We start from the raw sequence: 19,495 nt of genomic DNA, 5'->3' as shown, positions 1-19,495 counted from the left end.
CGGCGCCCCTACCACGTCACGGGGAGTTCCAGCATCCCTTGGATCGTGTCGCCGGGTTTGAAGGGGATCTCGTCCGCGGGGGCAGCGAGGCGGAGAGTGGGCAGCCGGTCGAAGAGGGTGCGCAGGGCGATCTCCAGTTCGGCGCGGGCGAGATTCTGGCCGAGGCACTGGTGGATGCCGAAGCCGAACGCGACGTGATGGCGGGCGGGCCGGTGCCAGTCCAGGGTGTCCGGGTCGGCGTAGACGTCCTCGTCGCGGTTGATGACCGAGGTGGAGAAGACGACGCCGTCGCCCGCCCTGATGGTCGTCCCGGCCACCTGGATGTCCTCCAGCGCCATCCGCAGCAGCCCGTCGGCGATCGACAGCATCCGCATGAGTTCCCCGACCGCGTCCGGAATCAACGCGGGATCGGTGCGCAACTCCGCCAGCCGGTCCGGGTGTTGGAGGAGAGTGTAGGTGCCGAGTGAGATCATGTTGGCGGTCGTCTCGTGGCCGGCGACCAGCAGGATGATCGCCAGGGCGATCAGTTCCTCACGGTTCAGCTCCCCGTCCCGCAGCTGTCGTTGCACGAGTTCGTCGAGCATGCCGTCGCCCGGCTCAGGCTGATTGCGTTTGCGGTCGATCAACTCATCGAAGTATTCCTCCAGTTGATCTCGGGCGTCCATGACGTCCTCGGTCTTCGGGCCGCGCAGCAACCGCCTGGACTGTCCTTCGAAGAAGTCGTGGTCGGTGTACGGCACGCCGAGCAGGGCACAGATCACGGTCGAGGGGACCGGCAGCGCGAAAGCGCCTACCAGCTCGACGGGCGGCCCCTGGGCGGTCATCGCGTCGATGCGTTCGTCCACGATCCGCTGGATGCGCGGGCGCATCTCGCCGGCCCGCCGGAGCGTGAAACCGGGAACGGCCATGCGTCGCTGGACGCGATGCTCCGGGTCGTCGAAGCCCAGCAGGGCGGTCTTCCGGTTCTTGATCGCCGCGAACCGAGCCGTGGGCGCCGGGAAACCGTCGCGGGCGCGGTCGGAGGACAGGCGAGGATCGGCGAGCAGGGCGCGGGCGGTGTCTCGTCCGGTGACCAGCCAGGCCGGACGACCGTCGTAGAGGGTGACCCGGGACAGTGGGCGGGTCGCCCGCAGAGGGGCGTAGGCGGCGGGCGGGTGGTACGGGCAGGTCCGGTCCTGGGGGAAGGCGACAGGTTCCGCTTCTGTCATGGAAGACCTCGCAGACGAAGGGTGCGACGTACAGACCTTCATTAGATGCCTGGGGCATCTATAGGGCGACGACTTGTTCGGCCAGATTGTCGGCGGGCGCGATATGGCTGGAGGCCGTCGCCCCGGGACAGCCCGGTCTCGCCACGACCGAGCCGCCGGTCTGTGCGGGGGTGGTCCTGTGCCGACGGTAGGTCCGCTGTTGCTGCCGCTCTCATGGCCTGTCGTTGACTACCAGCTCGGCCGCCTTCCCCAGGCGGCGGAAGTAGGCGAAGGCCTCGGTGAAGGTCGTCGGGTATCCCAATTGAGCACAACGTCTGTCGAGTTCGGGCAGACAGTTCAGGAGGATGTCTCGGTGGCCCGGTCCTGCCGACCCACCATTGCCAAGGTAGGTCGAGATGCATCCGGCAATCGATGAGTCCAGGTGGACAAGGTCAGGTTTGTCAGCATGTGGTACTTCAGGGAACGGAATCTTGGCGTGCGCGGCCCAGAAGAGTTCGACCTCCCGGAACATCGCGTGATGCCCTTGAGGGCCGGGCCACCGCCGGCCGTGCACATGGAGGAGATCCGTCGCCGAGGGTATTCGTCGATTCTGACGTTTCTCCGTGCGGCGCCGGTCGGCGAAAGCCTCCAACTCGGTGAGCCACACGTTTCGGCTCAGCTCCAGCATGTCCAGGGCCCGCAGTAGGGCCGCTTCGTCGTGCCTGAGGCTGCCGGCCGTGCTCAGGTACGACCACGTCGCCTTGAATCCGAGTGGGCAATAGTGGCCGACAGCGCACCGCAGGGCGGTGTGGCGCCGCCCGTGGGGAAGGCTTCGGTCACGAACGCGTTCGGCACAACCGGCGAAGCTCATGAGGCGATCATCTCCTGAACGCGAACACCTGATGCTCTCGGCTGCCACCTGGGCCTTCAACAGGAGAAGCATCCGGATCGTCACCCCACACGGCCTCAGGTGCCTTCGAAACGTGTGCGGGCGCTCGTCGGCGGTACTTCGACACGACGTGCCGGAGCCGGCACTGGCGACGGGCGAAGCGCCACGACGGTGTGCTGCTCGCCGACGTGCCGCACGAGGACATGGGGGATACGCCGCGAAACCATGACCGTGGCCCGAACCCTTCCGGCCGACGGATGCCGTAGGCGTCGCCGCGTGACGGTCACCCGTCCAACGCGGTTCTCGTAGCCATCGGATACGGCTGCCTCTGCCCTGTCGCAGCGAAGGGTGTCCGCGTGTGCCGTCACACCTCGATCGCGGGGGCGTGGAGCGTGCTGAGGCAGCGAGACGCGAGCGATCTAGGCTGTCGCGGCAGGACGAGCGATACAGGCCGGCATCAGCCGACGGCGACACGGGGGCACGGCGACATGGGGGCACTGGGTGGGATGGGAGCTGGGAGCGGCCGGCCTCGCGGTCGGAATGCTGATAGCCGTGGTGACCGCGCCGGTCGGAGTGTCCGGGGCGGTGTTCCTGCTCCCGGTGCAGCTCAGCGTCTTCGCCGTGCCCAACCCGGCCGTCACGCCTACCAACCTCCTCTACAACGTAGTCGCGGGGCCAGGTGCCCTGCTGCGCTACCGGCGCGACGGCGTCCTGACCGGGCCACTCGTACGCCACCTCGTGCTGGGCACCCTGCCCGGCGTAGTCCTCGGGGCAGTCATCCGCGTATTCGCCCTTCCCGGCCCGGGCGTCTTCCGCCTCCTGGTCGCTGCGTTGATGCTGCCGCTCGGCATCTGGCTCATCGCCCGGACTCTGCGATCTGTGCCTGCGGAGATTCGACGTTCCGGGCCTTCGCCCCGCACGGTCACCGCCCTGGCGCTCGCGGTCGGTGTGGTGGGCGGCATCTACGGCATCGGTGGCGGCTCGATCCTCGGCCCCGTCCTCGTCGGGCGCGGCGTTCCCGTGGCCAAGGTCGCCCCGGCCGCGCTCGCTTCCACCTTCGCCACCTCTGTGGTCGGCGCCTCGACCTACGCCCTGCTGTCCCTGGCCGGCAGCGGCAGCGTCGCACCCGATTGGTTCCTCGGCCTGGTCTGCGGCCTGGGAGGTCTCATCGGCGGCTACGTCGGCGCCCGCCTCCAGCCGCGCCTGCCCGAGATGTACCTACGCCTCCTGCTCGGCATCCTGGCCGCCGCGCTCGGCACGCTCTACGCGGTCAACTCACTGCGCTGACCTGCTCGATCGACCTCCCCGGCGCCGCACCCGTCTGTCGGCCTCCACAGTGCGGTGCGGACTCCTGTACCCCCGCAGATGCCGGGGGTCCCGAAGCCCGCGGTCGAGAATGCGGCGGTGCCACCGCGTACACGCACGCCGTCAGCCTGGGTGGGGGGGGGTACTCCTTCGCCACGTCCTCCGGCACAGACCGCAACGGCCCTTTGGAAGGCCGGCATTCGTTCCTTCATCTCATGTGCCTCACGCGCCGGATCGGGCACGGTAGGTCCCCGGCGTCTGTCCCATGGTGCGGTTGAACGTGTCGATGAAGGCGCTGGTCGTCGCCCAGCCGCATCGCCGTCCCGTCTCGCTGACGTTGGCGCCCTCCGCCAACAGCACCATGGCGTGGAAGACCCGCACATTGGTCCTCCACTGCGGATACGTCATGCCCAGCTCGGTCCTGAACAGCCGGGCCAGGGTGCGCTCGCTCACCCCGATACGCTTCGCCAACCAGACTGCGGTGCGCGGGTGTTGCAGATCGTCGGCCACCAGCGCACAGGCCTGCTTCAGGAGAGGGCTCCCGGGCACGGGCAGCGTCAACGGCTCGATGAGCGCGCGCCGCAACCGGTCCCGCAGGACGGCACGGAGGCGGTTCGCCTCCGGTATCGGGAGGGACGGTTCACTGCACGCGATGATCAGTTCGCGGACCAGGGCGTCGACGGCCACGACGACCGGCGTCACGGAGTCGAGCAGAACGTCGTGGACGGGGAATCCGAGGGTGTGCACGGAACTGTGTCCGTGCACCCGGTGCTGGTGCCAGGTCCCCGCCGGGATCCACATACCGCGGGCACTGGACGCCACCCAGGACGCCTCGCCCGTCTGGACCGCCAGGACACCGGCGCTGACGTACAGGAGCTGGTGATAGCCGTGCTGATGACGCCCGATGACCTCACCCGCGAGATGTGCGTGGGTGGAGTCCCTGGGCTCCCTGTCCGTCCCTGCTGCCTGACCGTTTTCCGACATATGACGGCAGAATAACGGAAGCGGCACACTGCACGGCCCTGCGAGCGTGACGACCATGCCCACGACGCCGCAGATCCCGCCCTCCGACCACCGACCTTCCGTCGCCCCTCACCCTTTGAAATCACGGATCACCTCCGGTCTGCGTGGCGCCGCGCTCGACACCCGCCCACTGGCGCATCCCGTCTTCCGACGCCTGCTGATCGGGCAGAGCGCGGCGTACATCGGGACCATGGTCACGGGAGTCACCATCCCCGTGCAGGTCTACGCGCTGTCGCGGTCGTCCCTGTCCGTGGGCCTGACAGGACTGGCCGGACTCGTGCCGCTCGTGGTCTTCGGGCTGTACGGAGGCGTCGTCGCCGACCGGTTCGACCGCCGCGTGCTGTACCTGGCGTCGGCGCTCGTCACATGGGCGACGACGCTGGCGCTGCTGTTCCAGGCCGTCGCGGCGGTGCGATCGGTACCGCTGATCCTGGTTCTCGTGGCCGTCCAGGCCGGTGCGTTCGCCATGTCGTCCGCGGCCCGGGGCGCGATCATCCCCCGGGTCGTCCCCACCCACCTGGTGCCCGCCGCGAACACCTTGTACTTCACCGCGGGCAACGTCGGGCAGATCGCCGGACCGCTGGTGGCCGGCGCCCTGATCGCCCTGCCGAACGGCTACTGCTGGGCCTACGGTGCCGACGCTCTGCTGTTCTCCCTCCTGCTGTACTCAGCCTTCCGCCTCCCTCCGGTCAAGCCGACCGGTACGCGGATCCGCGCCGGCGGACTGCGTCCGGTCCTGGACGGGCTGCGCTTCATCGCGGCCGCCCCCGTGCTGTGGATGTCCTTCGCGGTCGACATCGCGGCCATGACACTGGCGATGCCGACCGCCCTCTTCCCGGAAGCCGCAGCGCTGCGGTTCCACGGAGGAGCGGGCCTGCTGTACTCGGCCATCGCGATCGGCTCGGTCGCAGCCGGACTCCTCAGCGGATGGATCGGCCGGGTACGCCGTCAGGGGCGGGCGCTGGCTCTCGCGGTGGCCGTCTGGTCGGCGGCCGTCGCGCTCGCGGGCATGGTCGACCATCTTTTGGCCGCCGTGGTCCTGCTGGCGGCGGCCGGGGCGGCGGACCTGGTCAGCGCGGTCTACCGCCAGACGATCCTGCAGACCTGCACTCCCGATGCCCTGCGCGGTCGTCTGCAGGGTGTCTTCACCGTCGTCGTCGCGGGCGGGCCCCGGCTCGGCGACCTGCGTGCCGGTGCAATGGCCTCGGCCACCGGTCTCGGCCTCGCATGGAGCGGCAGTTCGCTGCTGTGCCTCGTCGTCGTCCTCGGCGGAGCGCTGCTCGTCCGGCCGTTCTGGCACTACGACACCGCCTCCACGCAAGCCGACCACACGACTCGGCAGAGCTAGGGGGTCATGGCAAGGCCTGGCAGTTTCTCCAGGTCTACGAGGCGACACACCGTCCCCTCTCCCGCCCGGCGGACCGGCCCGGACCGTTGAGCGTGCAGCGGCTGGTCAACGAAACCGGTCGTGTCGTGGTGGCCCGGTCAGATGTGGTCCGTAGGGCGTTCCAGACGGGCCGACGGGGCTGTCGCCTGGGCGAGCAGGTGGAGCGCGGCCTGCGACGCGCAGCCGGGTTCGGCGACGGCGAGCACGATGTGCCGTTCCTCGTCCTGCGGAGGCCGCAGGCTCTGCTGCGTCACGGTGAGGCTGCCGACCAGCGGGTGGTGCATCTCGTACACGGCGGAGTCGCAGGGGCTGACACCGTGGTCGGCCCACATGGCGGCGAACTCCGGACTCATTATGGTCAACTCGCCGACGAGAGAGGTGAGCAGCGCGTCGTCGGGGTGCCGGCCGGCCGTCATACGAAGGTTCTCGACGACAGCCCTCGCCTTGCTCGGCCAGTCGGCGTAGAGGGCGCGGGTGTGGGGGTCGAGGAAGATCAGGCGGGCCAGGTTGGGGCGGTTGCCGGGATCCGCCGGGGCGGCCGGGTCGATGTGAGAGGCGAACAGTGCGTGCCCCATCCGGTTCCATGCGAGCACGTCGCTGCGCCGTCCGCTGACCAGCGCCGGAACGTCACCGAGGGCCTCCAGCAGGTTGAAGGTCGTCGCGTCGACGTGTTCGGCGGGCGGGTGGTGGACGACCGCACGTCGTTTCATGCTGCCCGCCAGGTCGTGGAGGTGACGCTGCTCGGCGTCGTCCAGGTGCAGCGCCCGGGCGATGGCGTCGAGGACCTCCGGTGAGGCGCCCACGGACTGGCCCTGCTCGAGACGCGTGTAGTACGAGGCACTCACGCCGGCCAGCAGTGCCAGTTCCTCACGTCGCAGGCCGGGTACGCGGCGGCGGTCGCCGTAGTCCGGCAGGCCGACGTCCTCGGGGTGGAGCCGAGCCCGCCGGATCTGCAGGAAGTTCCCGAGTTCTCGCTGTCCGCGCATGGGGTCCAGTATGCGAGCCCCGCCGAACGGCAGCCTGCCCCGGCCAGGGATAGGCACGGCCTGGTCTGGCTGGGCCGCCGCGATGCCGCTGACATGGGTTCAGCACCGTTCACCCCCGGCGACCCCGTCCCGGCCGCCCGTCGGCCGTGTCGGCAGTGGGCCTGAGCCCTGGGCGGCTCCCCGGCCCGGTCGGCCCTCAGCCCTTACCCGATCGGCCGTCCGCCGTCCGCCGTCCGTCCGATCCAGGAGCATTTCTTGCACAACACCACCCGCCGGACCGGCTCCGCCCCCGGGTCCGAGACGGCCGAGCACACGTTCACCAGAGCCTGGACCCGGTGCTCGGCCGCACGCGCCGCGACGCACTCCGCGACCACATGGCCACCGGCGTCGCCCTTCCCGCCGCGTCACCGACAGCAGCCGTCCCGCCGGACGGACCGACCCGATGAGACGACACACCCGATGAGGCAAGACACCTGATGAGACGACACAGTGGAGACCGGCCATGAACACCATTACCTTGGGGAACATCTCACTCACCCGCGTCTGGGAGTACTCCGGGCCCGTGGACATGACGCCCGAGACGTTCTTTCCGGAAAGCCCCGCGAAGGCATGGGAAGAGAACCGTGGAATGCTGGTTCCGGACTTCCTGGACGACGACACCCGGATCGTCAACTCGGCGATCCAGACCTGGCTGCTGCGCAGTGAGGGCAGGACCATCCTCGTCGACACCGGCGTGGGCAATCACAAGGAGCGCCCGTACGCGCCTGTGTGGAGCCGGATGGACACCGCTTTCCTCGACAACCTCGCCCGCGCCGGTGTCCGTCCCGAGGACGTGGACATCGTGATCAACACGCACCTGCACATCGATCACGTCGGCTGGAACACCTACCTCGACGGGCGTACTTGGGTCCCCACCTTTCCCAACGCCACCTACCTCATGCCGAAGGACGACTTCGACTTCTGGCACCCGGACAACGGCCACAGGACCGTACTCGGACGCGGCAACCAGAACGTGTTCGAGGACAGTGTCGCCCCGGTTCACCAGGCCGGCCAGACGCTGCTGTGGGAGGACAGCCACCAGATCGACGCCGGTCTGCGTCTGGACACCGCCCCGGGACACACCCCCGGATCCTGCGTACTCACCCTCACCTCCGGGTCGGACCGAGCGGTCCTCGTCGGCGACCTGCTGCACAGTCCTGTGCAGATCCTCGAACCGGACTCCAACAGTTGCTTCTGCGAGGACCCCGCGCAGGCGCGCGCCACCCGCCGCAAGGTGCTGGGCTGGGCGGCGGACAACAACGCCCTCGTCGTTCCCGCGCACCTGGGCGGCCACGGCGCCGCGGAAGTTGTGCGCGACGGCAGCAGGTTCGCCATCACAGGCTGGGCCGCCTTCGCCCCGTACACCGAGCAGGGCTGAGCCCTGCGGAGAGGCACATCAGTGAACGATCACACCGACCCTGTCGTGACCACGACGAGGGGATCCGTCCGCGGCCTGAGCCAGGGCGGCACCACGGCTTTCCTGAACATCCCCTACGCCGCTCCGCCCCGTGGCGCCGGCCGCTTCGCGGCGCCGCAACCGCACGAACCGTGGGACGGGGTCCGGGACGCCACGGCGCGGGGACCCAACGCGCCGCAGTCCGAACGCAGCCTCGGCAGCGTGGACATGTCCCCCTACTTCGGGACCGGTTGGAGCCATGGGGAGGACTACCTCACGGTCAACGTCTGGACACCCGCCCACGCGGACGGCGACCTGCCCGTCATGGTGTTCGTCCACGGCGGTGGATTCGTCGCCGGGTCGACGCGGTCCGCGCTGTACGACGGTTCTGCCTTCGCCCGTGACGGTGTCGTCCTCGTGACCCTCAACTACCGCCTGGGTATAGGGGGGTTCCTCGACATTCCCGGGGCGCCCGCGAACCGCGGCCTGCTCGACGTCGTGGCCGCGCTGCGCTGGGTGCGGGACAACATCGCCGCCTTCGGCGGGGCCCCGCACAATGTCACTCTCTTCGGTCAGTCCGCGGGGGCGACCGTCGTCGGCGGGATTCTGGCGACTCCGGAGGCCGCGGGCCTCTTCCGCCGGGCGATCGTCCAGAGCGGCAACGGCCTGGGCGCGTTCACGACCGAGCAGGCGGCCCGTGTCACCGGGGCTGCCGCACGGCACCTGGGCATCGAGCCGCACGTCGACGCCTTCGCGAGGATCCCGGACGACCGCCTGGTCGAAGCGGCCTCCGCACTCGCCGGCATCGACCTGCGGACAGCGACCCACCACGACCCGCTGGTCGGGCTCAGCCCCTTCAGCCTGGTCCTGGACACCCAGCCCGCCGATACCGTCGTGGCGGGCCTCGGTGCCGACGTCGACCTGCTCATCGGGACGAACACGGAGGAGGGAAACCTCTACCTGGTCCCGGTGGGCACCTACGCCACCTCGACGAGCCAGGACGTGGAAGCCGTCGCGGTACGTGCTCATCCCGATCCGGCCCGGCTCGTGGACACGTACCGCAGGGCCCGCCCGGGAGCGGCCTTCGGCGAGCTGCGGTCGGCCATCATGGGCGACGCGCTGTTCGGTGCGGGCAGCCGGGCCCTGGCAGACGCACACGCCGGCCGGTCCGGGGCCGCCACGTTCGGCTATGAGTTCGCGTGGCGTTCCCACGCTCTGGACGGTCAGCTCGGTGCCGCCCACGCGGTGGAGTTGCCTTTCGTCTTTGATCTCGCCCGGCTGCCCCGGTTGCGCGGTGCCCGTGCTCTGCTCGGCCCCGACGGGCCGCCCGCCGACCTTGCCACTCGCATGCACGAGACATGGATCCGGTTCGCATCGACGGGTGATGCGGGCTGGGACCCTTACGACCCCGAGCGCCGGACCACCATGCGTATCGACACGGAGTGGACCCAGATCGACGACCCTCACGGCCAGGAACGACAGGCGTGGGCTCGACCCGACCCGCATGTGGTTCGCTCCCCGTCATGAGGTGTGGTGACCGCACTCGCTTCGACCTGGGCGGCGAGACCCGAGGGCTCCCCGCTGCGCGGCGTAGTACGGGTTCCCGGCAGCGTGACGCGTGGAGGAGACATCGGCGCCGCCGTAGGACAGGCGCGAGGCGGACGAGCTCTCGGCTTCCAGGCGCCGCGCGCGTGAGCGGCGGAGTGTCGGCCCAAACCGGTAGCGACTGTCCCTGGGGGAGCGCCGGCACGTGCTCGCTTTCGTCCCACGGCTGCCGGGCGACGTTCGAGTCACGCGTCCGCGGGCGGGTGCGCTGGGCGGGTTCGCGCTTTCGTAGCGGACGCCGGATTGCCAGTCGGTCCCGGGTCCGCCCTCGGCGCGCCACACAAGCTGTGCCGCACCGCCCACTGCTCGGTGAGGGCCGCCGCGTCGACGTCGTACGGGCCGCGGTCAGCGGCCCGTACGACGTCTCCGGCGGCGGACGGCCGGGACGCGTGCCATGCGCAGTTGCGCATACGGCTGGTCACCGGTCCGTCTGTGGCTCGTTGTCAGTCGACGGACCAGCAGGTGGCGTCGAAGTCCGCGACCTTGACGTCGTCGACCTTCACAAAGCCGCCGGACGCCCAGCAGCCTTCAATGTCCGAGGGGTGAGCGGCGGCAGGGGCCGCGGCCATGAAGCCGACCGCGAGCACACCGGCTACAACGAGTGAGATACGCCGAAGCATGAGGATCTCCTTCTGGTGGGGAACTTGGTACGACTGTTCATCAGCTGCCGCTCCAGCGCACGTCGAGTCGCGCGGGCGGGTGGCGAGGGGAGACTCCCAGTTCGGCGGGTAGGCGAATCGCAGTGAGCCGACCGTGCCGAAGCTGCGGTGGAGGCGACCTCGTCGGTGGGCAGGTCGGTGCGGTCCAGGAAGGGCGTGGGCTCGCCCGATGCGCTGTTGGGTGAGCCACCGGTCGGGTCAGCCACCGGTCGGGTGAGGAGCCGGCCGGGTGAGCGGCCGATGTCAGCGCGGAAGCGTCGGGTGGCCGAGGAGGGACAAGGCCCACAAGCCATCGGTGTCCCGGCTGAGGTAAGCGTCGATGACGTTAGCCCGTAGAGCAGCAGCGTGACGCAGTCCAGGACGAGGCGTCCCACCCCGGGGCGTCGGATCGTCTTGCGCATCGACCGGTGGACCATCGAGCGTCCCTCCTCCCGCATGCTCCAAGAGCGCTCACTGCCGGCGGGCACAACGGACAGAGATCGGCGGCGTGGGGGACGGCGGGGCCGTACCCAGTTGGTGCGGGGATCGAAGCAGACAGCGTCACCGCCGAACTGCCCAGCCTCCGCCACTTTGCTCAGCACCTCCCGCGCGACCTCGACGCCGTCACGGCCGACCCCACCCTGCCCCGGAACTCCGGCGTCGTGGATGGCGCCGACCCTTCTGTAGGAGTTCAGGACCGGCAGGATGCGGGACTGCCCGTCCGAACCGTTGGTCTGGGAGAGGTGGAGGCGTCAGTCGCGGTCGTGGATCGTGTCGGACGAACCGTGGTCGCTGATCTCCGGTGTCAGTCCTTGGTCGTAGCGTGTGTGCGTGACCCAACTCGTGCAGTCCTACTCCCACTTACACCCCTCGGCCGTGCGTGGACCCACCGCCGGGTTTCTGACCGCACCGACCAGCGCGTCGGCCGCCGCCGCGACGGCTCTGCCGGCGGTCGCCGATGTGGCGGCGGCCCGCTCCTACCGGTCGAACGCGGGGGCCTCGCTCGACCCGGTCGTGACGGCCGACGGGGACCGGCCGCGCTTCGAGTTCTTCTCCGGCTGCTGCGGGGTGTACGCCCGGCTCGACAGTGACGACGACACGAGGGCCGAAGCGGTCGGGGACCCGGCACGATCGGAGGCGGCACGATGAAGTTGGTTCAACTCGCGGAAGCCGCCGACGTCGAAGGAGTGCTCCGGGAACTCGGCGCGTTGACGCCGGACGCGCGCGCGGCCCAGACCGAGGACCTTGCGGCCCGGCGCGCGACGGTGCAGGCCGGCTGGCCTTCCCTGTCCGACGAGGAAAAGGCCGCCCAGCTCGCCGCCGAACTCGGCTGCCGGACCGATCCCGCGACCGCGGCCGACTGGATCCTGCGGCCCGAGAACGGCGGCCACTTGCTCTTTCTGCCCCTCGGCGGCGCCTGGATGCTCGACGCGGTGAACCTCCACCCCGTCGCCTGGCGGGCCGAGCTCGCCGCACACCTCGCCGACCGGTCGACGCCCGGGAGGACCGTCAGGTCGGACCTCGTCGAACACCTCGTCCACGACACCGGCTGTCCCGTCCCGACGTCCGACGGGTTCATCCAGAGCTGGCTGCGCTGGCGCGACAACACCTGGGAGCATCCGGCACACCTGCGCGGCGGTCCCCGGCCGGGCGCCACCATCCTGGAACGGCTGCGCACGGACGACCTGTCACCGACGCTCCTCCCGCTGGCGCTGGAACGACCGGGCGTGTACCTCGGCGCGGAATCGTTCCACAGCCTGCTCACCACCAGAGGCCGGTCGTACGTCAGGGAAGACACCATGCTGGGCGCCCTCATCAGTCTCGGTGAGGAGGGGCTGGTCGACCGTGCCGCGCTGATCCGGCGCGTCTTCACCGACCTGACCGACTCCGAATCATGGGCGTGGAAATCCGCGGCGATACTGACAGAACTCGCCCTCACACCGGCGGAGCACGCCTCCCTGACTCGCGAACGCGTAGCGCTGGCCGAGCCGTTGCTCGCGCGGCTGCTCCAGAACGGCACACGTTCACAGACCGCGCCGCCGCTCGCGTATCTGCGCGCCCTCGCTCTCACCCCGGCCGAGAGCGCGCTCGCCCTCCGGGACCATGTGGCACTGCTCGACCTGTCGTCGCCGGTGGCCTCCTACGCCCAGGAGGTCATGATCGGCCTGGACGAGGCCGGGTTGCTGGAGTCCGACGTGTTCACCGAGGTGTGCGAGAGGGTCCTGCTCCGCCCGGAGAAGAAACTGGTCCGCAACCAGCTCGTACGGCTCGACCGGGCGGCGCGCAAGGACCCCGCGCGCGCCGCCCGGACCGTTCTCCACGCGTCCGCGGCCCTCGGCCACCAGGACGTCGGCCTCCAGGAACAGGCCCTCGACGTGATCGCCCGGCATCTCAAGGCCGCGGGCTACTCCGTACTGCCGGAGCTGCGCACGGCCGCCGCACGGATCAGCCCCGGTCTCGCGGCACGGGCCGCGGAACTCCTTGGCACCGCGCCGGACCAACTCGCCGACGCGCAGGCTCAGTTCACCGACGAATCGAACCAGTTCACCGAGGAATCGGACCGACTCACCGGCCGGTACGCCGACTTGCTGCCCGCCGTGCCCGAACCCCGCCCGGTGCCGGGTCCCATCGAGACGGTCGTCGAGGTCGCCGAGGAGCTTGCCGCGGTCGTCGCGAACGACAAGGACGTGGTGGCGTTCGAACGTGCCCTGGACGGGCTGGTCCGCCACGCCCGCCTCGACCGGGAAGCGCTGGCCCGGGCGTTGAAGCCGGTCATGCGCAAGGAACCCCGTGAGGTCCTCGACTTCACCCAGTCCGACGTGTACGACGTGGCCAGGGCGCTGCGGGGCGACGAGCCGAGGAAGTCCCACTTCACCGCCCGCCTCAGGCACAACGCCCCCTCCCCGGCGGGGGAGCTGCTGCGGGCGCGCCTGGCCGAGGCGATCGACATCATCGACACCGACGCGCAGCCGTTCCTGCTCTCCGTGCCGACCGATGCCACGGGTGCGCTGGCGGCTGCCGTACTCGTGCAGCGGCTCGCGGTGCTCGACGGGCTCGGCATCACACCCGCGCCGGTCGACCTGGCCCAAGCGCTGCTGCGCGTCACCCCGACCGCCGACGAGAGGGTGCTGGCCGCGGCCGGGCAGCTCGGATCCGACGCCGGGCATCGGCTCACGCGGTGGCTGCGCGGGGGCGGCCTGCCGCACCGGGACTCCATGCCGGCCGGCTGGCCCGACGCCCACTGGCGCAAGCACCCGACGGATTGGCTGAGCCACCTGCCCCCCGAGCCGGCCCCGGGTCCCGCACTGCTCCCGGCCGCCGCGACCCTGGTCGAGCCGCACGAGGAGGTCCTCCACCACCCGATGGTCCCCTTCTGGCTGGCCCAGTTGCCGCACCACCGCGAACTCGTGATGGTCCGCGACTACTTCGGGTACCGCGTGTCCGACAGGGGCTGGGCCCACGCTCTGCCGTTCGCCGCGGAATCGGGCGGCCCGGCGGGATTCGCGCTGCATCTGGCACTGGCGTACACCCTTGCCTACGACCAGCAGGGCGAACGCGACGCGGCGGTGGACGCGCTGCTCGTGCTCGCCGCGCGGGGACAGCTGGACACCGACCTGCTCGGACGACAACTCACCCTGATGCTGCGCGGCAGGCGGATCGAGGCGAGCCGTGTGACTGCCTCCCTGCGGTCTGCGGCCGACACGGGCGCGTACGCCACCGTCTGGTCCGTGCTGGAAGCCCTCCTGCCCCACCTGCTGCGTGACCCCGTCGTCCGGAGCGCCGGAGCGCTGCTCGCCCTCGGTGTCGACTGCGCCTCCCGCTGCGCGGCGAAGGGCGAGATACCCGAGGTCACGAATGCCGCGGGACGCACCGGATCGAGCCAGGTGGTGAAGAACGCGCGACTGCTGCGCGAGGTACTGGGCTGACCGGCCCTCCCTCGCGCTGCCCGCCCGGGGCAGATTCCCTTGACCGTGCCTACTGAAGTCTCACCGTCACTCCGTAGGCAGCGTCACCGCGTGCGCTTGGGACCGGGTGCGGAGAGGCCGAGGGGTGCAGGTCCGGCCCCCCTCCGGAGACCTGCACCCCTCGGCCCACACCCGTGGGTCCCCTCTCGTCTCCCTGCCGACTTCGTGGCAGGACGTACCACGGGCGGATCACGGACGGCGCCGAGGCCGACCGTCCTCCCGGGACCGGGCCGGTAGTCCGCCCGGCCGGCCCCTTCCCACCTGAGTCCCGGGCTTCCGGAACCCTGTTTCCCCTCGTCCCGAATCCGTGGATCCCCCTCCTCGGCGGGCCGTGAAGAGACAGTGGCATGACAGGACTGTGGGGAACCTGAAGGTTTCTGAAGGCCCTTCAGGTTCCCCACAGGACCGAGCGGTCATGCTGGGAGGCATGCGGATACTGGTGGTCGAGGACGACCGGCGGTTGGCGGAGCTGCTGTGCCGGGGCCTGGTCGGCGAGGGGTACGCCGTCGATATGGCCCATGACGGCCCGCGCGGCCTGGAGTTGGCGCTGGAGAACGAGTACGACGTGCTCGTACTGGACGTGATGCTGCCTCGTCTGAACGGCTTGCGGCTGTGCGCACAACTGCGTCAGGAGGGAGTGTGGACGCCGGTCCTGATGCTCACCGCCAAGGACGGCGAGTACGACCAGGCCGAGGGCCTGGACACCGGCGCGGACGACTACGTCACCAAGCCGTTCTCCTTTGTGGCGCTCGCGGCCCGGCTGCGTGCCCTGATCCGCCGAGGCCGTCCCGAGCGGCCCAGCGTGATCCGGATCGGAGACCTGGAGATCGACCCGGCCGGCCGCCACTGCCGACGCGGGGGCCGCGAAATGGCGCTGACCGCCCGTGAGTTCGCCGTTCTGGAGTATCTGGCCGGCCGCAAGGGCCAGACGGTGTCCAAGTGCGAGGTCCTCGAACATGTCTGGGACGACCGTTTTGACGGCGACGTCAACATCGTCGAGGTCTACATCAGCGCCCTGCGCCGCAAACTCGACACTCCCTTCCAGCAGCGCTCGATCCGCACCGTCCGGGGCTCCGGCTACCGACTGGACGCAGGCGAAGGCACACCACAATGAAATGGATACGCCTGATGGCCCTGCTGCGGCGGCTGTGCCCCGCCACCATCCGCATGAGGCTGACCCTCCTGGCCGCAGTGCTCGCCGCGGTGCCCCTGGCCGCGGCCGCCACCGGTACGGCGCTCGCGGTACAGGCCTCGATCCTGCAGAACGCCCAGCAGCGCAGCGCGGAGCCCGACCACTGGCTGCGCATACAGGTGAAACGTGATCAGGCGACCGACAACGGCAAACAAGTACCGCGATGCCGCTCCGCCGCACACGCCTCCCAGAGCCATCAGCGCATCAGTTTCTGCAGGAAGCCCTACGACTTGAGTTCCGGCCGGCCCGGACCGTCCGGTCACGAAGCGATGTACGACGCCCTCGACAACCAGGGAGCGCTGTCCCTCCAACCCTGGACTTCCGCGGTACCCATACAGCGGCCCAACGCCTATCCCGAATTCCCCGGTTACGTCGTGCTGATCTATTCGCTCGAAGTCGAACAGGCCCGGCTGAACACCATCGTGTGGTCCCTGGCCGGCGGAACACTGGCACTCGTAGCCCTGATCGCGGGCGGCACATGGTTCGTGGTCGGCCGGGTACTGCGCCCGGTCGAGGCCATCCGTGCCGAGTTCGCCGAACTCAGCGCGCGTCATCTCGACCGGCGCGTTCCCGTTCCCCGAGCGGGCAACGAAATCGCGCGTCTCGCCACAACGATGAACACCACCCTGCACCGGCTGCAGACCGCCGTCGACCGGCAGCGGCAGTTCACCGCGGACGCCTCGCACGAACTGCGCACTCCGCTCGCCTGTCTGCGCACCGAACTCGAGCTTGCCCTCAACCGGCCTGACGCCGCCGACTGGCCCCAGGTCGTCCACGCGGCCCACGAAGACACCATCCGCGTACAGGAACTGACCGAGGACCTGCTGCTTCTGGCCCGCCTGGACGCCGAGCACGGCGACCGGCAACCGCGGCGAACCGTCGACCTCACCGACGTCGTACGGGAGGAAACCGTCCGTCGCCGACCGCCGAACGGCCTTGACATCGACTTGCACACAGGGCCCGGCCCTGTCGCCGTGCAGGGCCACCCGGCTCTGCTGGCCCGCGTCATCGGTAATCTTCTCGACAACGCCGAACGCTACGCGACCAGCACGATCGCCGTCTGTCTGACCCACGACACCCACCACGGCGTAGCGGTCATCGACATCTTCGACGACGGCCCTGGCGTCCCACCCGAGGACCACCAGCGGATCTTCGAACGCTTCACCCGCCTCGACGACGCCCGCGCGCAGGACACCGGTGGTGCCGGCCTCGGCCTGGCCATCGCCCAGCGCATCGCCATCGCCCACCGCGGCACCCTTGAGATCACGCCGAGTGCCCGCGGCGCCCATTTCACTCTCCGCCTGCCCGCTTGCCTGCCCTGACGCGTGTCCGAGACGACGTGTCCGGATCAGGAACAGGCACTCAACCTGTCTGTTGGACGTCATCCAACTGGCAGTGTGCGCAGGACGAAACTCGTTGGCGGATGCGGGTGAAGTGGGTTGAATGGCCAGGTGAGCGACTACTGGACGCCCGCCCATTTCGCGGTGGAGCACGAGGATGCCGAGACCTTGGCGCGCCTGCTGGCCGCCGGTACAGATCCCAACGAGGTGCAGGGCAACTCGACGCTCTTGACGCACGCCATCGACGTCGAGGGAGACAGCACGTTGCAGATTGGGCGCCCGCTGACCGTGCACACCACGGCCATCCTGCTGGCCTTCGGCGCCGACCCACAGCTCGCGGATCCCGACGGTCACACGCCCATACACATAGCCGAGGAGTACGACCACACCCTGGCGGCAGAGCTGTTGCGCCGACACATCAGCAGGCAGGACGGCGCAGGGGGATGAACGTGCAGGTGGTGGCTGTGAATGCCGGGAAGTGCTCGGCCTTTCGTTCGTAGCGTCGGTGCGGTCGGTGGCAGCCGGCGAGCCAGGACATGGTGCGTTCGATGGTCCAGCGGCGCCTGCCCAGCCGCTGCGAGGACTCGACGCCCTTGCGTGCGATGCGGTGCGTAATGCCACGCTCGCGCAACCCTCGCCGCAGGTGGGAGCAGCCGTCGTAGCGCTTTCCGTTGCGCGATCGACAGAGTCTCGGGTGCGAACCTCACGACAGCCAGGCTCTGATCGCAGGTCTGTCGAGTGGTCATCCCATTGAGTCGGGGGGCGTGTCCGTTCACGAGAGGCGCGCACGAGGGAGCGAAAAGAACCGTGTGTCCCCGTAAGGGTGACCTCACCTGATTTGGGCGGAACATGAGGGCTCGCGTCGGGACGATGGCTGTGTTCGGCATGATCGCCGCGGCACGAAGGAGACGTCGAAGTATGTCCAAGCCTGTCGTCAGTATCTGGGGTACCCCGCCGGGGAGTGGCTCCGCAGCCACGCAAGCCGCCCCTTCGGACATCACGTGGGATCTGCGCAACGGGACCGCCTGGGTCTTCCACAGCTCATCCGACCAGGAGCACGTCAAGCGGCCGGTGATCCTATCCGACGGCTTCTCCCCCGGAGGGACCAACGTCGACCTGCTGTACGACGCCCTGGAGAACGGGGCCTACCCGTTCGTCTCCACGCTGCGTGACAGCGGCTTCGACGTCATCCTGCTGGGTTACGACGACCGCAGCGCGGCCATCCCCGACAACGCCGAAGTCGCGATCGAGTGCATCATGCGGACGATCGCCGACCGCGACGGCAACGCCCCGCTGACAGTGGGCGGCTTCAGTATGGGAGGGCTGGTCACGCGCTACGCCCTGGCCAAGCTGGAGCGCCAGCGGATGCAGCACGAGACCGCCACCTACCTCTCCTACGACACTCCGCATCGCGGCGCGTGGCTGCCCCTGGGGGTCCAGGCCTTCGCCCACTACGTTAAAGACCACTGGGGAGGAGAAGGAAAGCCGCTCTACAACCTCTACTCCGACCTGATCAACAGCCCCGCCGCCCGCCAGATGCTGCGCTGGCACCTCGCGACCGGAGCCGACACCACCCTCGACGTCGCCGCCGGCCAGGACCAGGCGCGGACCGACTTCCTGGACGCACTGGAGCGGATGGGCGACTGGCCGCAGATCCCCCGCTTGCTCGGCGTCTCCAACGGAACGGGAACCGGCGCCGGAAACAACATCCCCGCCGACACACCCGCGCTGGAAGCCTCCGGGCCGAAGGTGGCTGCGGAACTGCGCACCCAGGGCCGGGGAAGCGGGACTGTCGCCCGGATGCGGCAACCGGAGCAGACCGAGATCACGATCAACACCACCGGCTTCCCCGAACTCGACGGCGCTCCGGGCGGCCTCTTCCCGGAACTCCTCGGCGGCGCCTCCAACTTCGGCGTGGCCGCCCTGCTGGCCAACCTCATCAACAGTGCCGCGACGCAACCCACGTACAACGCCTCCACCTTCGTCCCCACCGTCAGCGCCGTCGCGGCAGGCGACATCGACAACCACGACACCCTGTACAGCAAGGTCGACCGGGAGGAGAGCCAACTCCACGACTTCCTCTGCGCCACCGCCAACGAAGGTCACACCGTCATGACCCAGGAACTCGGAGAGTGGATCGTGACCAAGCTCAAGGAAGCGTGAGCGCAGGCCGTAACAGCCTCGGCAAGCGCGAATCTGCGTGGGCCCGGGACCATAGTGGTTTCGGGCCCCAGGATTTGGTCGGAAATTTGAAGACAGGCCCCGCGGACTGTCCCGGCCCACCTCCCTGCACCTGGGCCTGGGCACCCTGAGCGATGACACCGGCGCCGAAGCCCTCCTCAGTGGTCAGCCCTTCACGCACGTGGAGGAACTGGCCCCGCGCCACAGCCCGCGAGGGATTGCAGCGCGCTGCGGCTCCTGCACCACCAGGACAACCCGCCTGCGGTGCCTCGCGGGCTGCGCGCCCGCGTCTTCCTCGACCGGCACCGCGACCCCGACCGCGAGCCGGGCATCCTGCCTCAGCTGTTCGAGGACGGGAGACA

14 protein-coding genes and 2 pseudogenes are annotated in these 19,495 nt (G+C 69.7%); 10 read left to right on the top strand and 6 right to left on the bottom strand.

Annotation, left to right across the window (positions count from 1 at the left end; all coding sequences use genetic code 11):
• Positions 1 to 8: 8 nt before the first annotated feature.
• Both OHS59_RS01520 and OHS59_RS01515 read right to left on the bottom strand, forming a co-directional pair.
• Positions 9 to 1,208 carry a cytochrome P450 gene (locus OHS59_RS01520; protein WP_328491548.1) on the bottom strand — a complete coding sequence of 400 codons (1,200 nt, stop codon included), beginning with the start codon at positions 1,206 to 1,208 and terminating at the stop codon, positions 9 to 11.
• Positions 1,209 to 1,419: 211 nt separating this feature from the next.
• Positions 1,420 to 2,058: a hypothetical protein gene (locus OHS59_RS01515; protein ID WP_328491547.1), complete on the bottom strand. Its 639-nt coding sequence runs from the start codon at positions 2,056 to 2,058 to the stop codon at positions 1,420 to 1,422.
• Positions 2,059 to 2,616: 558 nt separating this feature from the next.
• Between OHS59_RS01515 and OHS59_RS01510 the strand changes: the two genes are divergently transcribed.
• Positions 2,617 to 3,363: a sulfite exporter TauE/SafE family protein gene (locus OHS59_RS01510; protein ID WP_328499005.1), complete on the top strand. Its 747-nt coding sequence runs from the start codon at positions 2,617 to 2,619 to the stop codon at positions 3,361 to 3,363.
• Between the two features lie 240 nt (positions 3,364 to 3,603).
• Here OHS59_RS01510 and OHS59_RS01505 read toward each other — a convergent pair whose 3' ends face one another.
• Positions 3,604 to 4,365: a helix-turn-helix transcriptional regulator gene (locus OHS59_RS01505; protein WP_328491546.1), complete on the bottom strand. Its 762-nt coding sequence runs from the start codon at positions 4,363 to 4,365 to the stop codon at positions 3,604 to 3,606.
• 55 nt (positions 4,366 to 4,420) lie between these two features.
• Between OHS59_RS01505 and OHS59_RS01500 the strand changes: the two genes are divergently transcribed.
• The gene (locus OHS59_RS01500; RefSeq protein ID WP_328491545.1) at positions 4,421 to 5,752 is read left to right on the top strand and encodes an MFS transporter; all 1,332 of its coding nucleotides are present in this window, start codon (positions 4,421 to 4,423) and stop codon (positions 5,750 to 5,752) included.
• Positions 5,753 to 5,889: 137 nt separating this feature from the next.
• Here the strand turns inward: OHS59_RS01500 and OHS59_RS01495 are convergent, their stop codons facing one another.
• The gene (locus OHS59_RS01495) at positions 5,890 to 6,777 is read right to left on the bottom strand and encodes a helix-turn-helix domain-containing protein (protein ID WP_328491544.1); all 888 of its coding nucleotides are present in this window, start codon (positions 6,775 to 6,777) and stop codon (positions 5,890 to 5,892) included.
• A gap of 502 nt (positions 6,778 to 7,279) precedes the next feature.
• On the opposite strand from OHS59_RS01495, the gene OHS59_RS01490 reads away from it, so the two are divergent.
• Positions 7,280 to 8,194 (top strand): MBL fold metallo-hydrolase, encoded by a 915-nt coding sequence (locus tag OHS59_RS01490; RefSeq protein WP_328491543.1) that lies wholly within the window; start codon positions 7,280 to 7,282, stop codon positions 8,192 to 8,194.
• Positions 8,195 to 8,215: 21 nt separating this feature from the next.
• Complete coding sequence (locus OHS59_RS01485) at positions 8,216 to 9,739, top strand: carboxylesterase/lipase family protein (protein ID WP_328491542.1); 1,524 nt, start codon at positions 8,216 to 8,218, stop codon at positions 9,737 to 9,739.
• 521 nt (positions 9,740 to 10,260) lie between these two features.
• Here the strand turns inward: OHS59_RS01485 and OHS59_RS01480 are convergent.
• A complete protein-coding gene (locus OHS59_RS01480) occupies positions 10,261 to 10,437 on the bottom strand; it encodes a hypothetical protein (RefSeq protein ID WP_328491541.1) in 177 nt (58 codons plus the stop codon).
• Positions 10,438 to 11,286: 849 nt separating this feature from the next.
• On the opposite strand from OHS59_RS01480, the pseudogene OHS59_RS01475 reads away from it, so the two are divergent.
• From OHS59_RS01475 to OHS59_RS01455, 5 genes and pseudogenes are all read left to right on the top strand, one after another.
• Positions 11,287 to 11,541 (top strand): annotated as a pseudogene (locus tag OHS59_RS01475) (SWIM zinc finger family protein); the annotation flags it as partial.
• Between the two features lie 59 nt (positions 11,542 to 11,600).
• Positions 11,601 to 14,381 carry a DUF6493 family protein gene (locus OHS59_RS01470; protein WP_328491540.1) on the top strand — a complete coding sequence of 927 codons (2,781 nt, stop codon included), beginning with the start codon at positions 11,601 to 11,603 and terminating at the stop codon, positions 14,379 to 14,381.
• Between the two features lie 466 nt (positions 14,382 to 14,847).
• Positions 14,848 to 15,534 (top strand): response regulator transcription factor, encoded by a 687-nt coding sequence (locus tag OHS59_RS01465; RefSeq protein ID WP_328491539.1) that lies wholly within the window; start codon positions 14,848 to 14,850, stop codon positions 15,532 to 15,534.
• Positions 15,531 to 16,934 carry a sensor histidine kinase gene (locus OHS59_RS01460; RefSeq protein WP_328491538.1) on the top strand — a complete coding sequence of 468 codons (1,404 nt, stop codon included), beginning with the start codon at positions 15,531 to 15,533 and terminating at the stop codon, positions 16,932 to 16,934. The genes OHS59_RS01465 and OHS59_RS01460 overlap by 4 nt, the downstream gene beginning before the upstream one ends.
• A gap of 129 nt (positions 16,935 to 17,063) precedes the next feature.
• Positions 17,064 to 17,399: an ankyrin repeat domain-containing protein gene (locus tag OHS59_RS01455; RefSeq protein ID WP_328491537.1), complete on the top strand. Its 336-nt coding sequence runs from the start codon at positions 17,064 to 17,066 to the stop codon at positions 17,397 to 17,399.
• 72 nt (positions 17,400 to 17,471) lie between these two features.
• On the opposite strand, the pseudogene OHS59_RS44455 reads toward OHS59_RS01455, so the two are convergent.
• Positions 17,472 to 17,583: pseudogene (locus tag OHS59_RS44455) on the bottom strand (IS5/IS1182 family transposase); the annotation flags it as partial.
• Between the two features lie 287 nt (positions 17,584 to 17,870).
• Here OHS59_RS44455 and OHS59_RS01445 point away from each other — a divergent pair.
• Positions 17,871 to 19,115, top strand: a complete 1,245-nt coding sequence (locus tag OHS59_RS01445; RefSeq protein ID WP_328491536.1) for an esterase/lipase family protein — start codon at positions 17,871 to 17,873, stop codon at positions 19,113 to 19,115.
• Positions 19,116 to 19,495 lie beyond the last annotated feature (380 nt).

It is taken from the genome of Streptomyces sp. NBC_00414 (assembly GCF_036038375.1).
Lineage (GTDB): Bacteria > Actinomycetota > Actinomycetes > Streptomycetales > Streptomycetaceae > Streptomyces.
Note: the sequence above shows the minus strand (reverse complement) of the source record. Positions and strands in the feature narration are given on the sequence as shown.